We start from the raw sequence: 263 nt of genomic DNA on the forward strand, positions 1-263 counted from the left end.
CTGGCCTGCGCGAGGCGCCGGGCGCGGACGGCTGCCACGGCCCGCTCCGGCACGCGGTCCGCGCCGCGCGCAGCGAGGTCGACCGCGGACGTCCACAGCACCCGGACCTCTTCCTCGTCGCGCAGGGGGTCGAGATGGCGCTGCCGGGCGACCTCGCGCGCCAACTGTTCCTCGGCCCGCGCCGAATCGAGGCCCAGTGACTGTACGCGTGCCACCTCCTGCCCATATTCCGGCCGGTCCCGCAGCGCTGCGACTATCCGCCC

Annotated in this window: 1 protein-coding gene; it reads right to left on the reverse strand. The window is 75.7% G+C overall.

What is annotated here, in order from left to right:
• The coding region (locus tag IE94_RS40190; RefSeq protein ID WP_157849466.1) for a hypothetical protein at positions 1-215 on the reverse strand (215 nt) is incomplete at its 3' end.
• Between the last annotated feature and the right edge of the window lie 48 nt (positions 216-263).

This window comes from Streptomyces violaceorubidus (assembly GCF_000717995.1).
Lineage (GTDB): Bacteria > Actinomycetota > Actinomycetes > Streptomycetales > Streptomycetaceae > Streptomyces > Streptomyces violaceorubidus.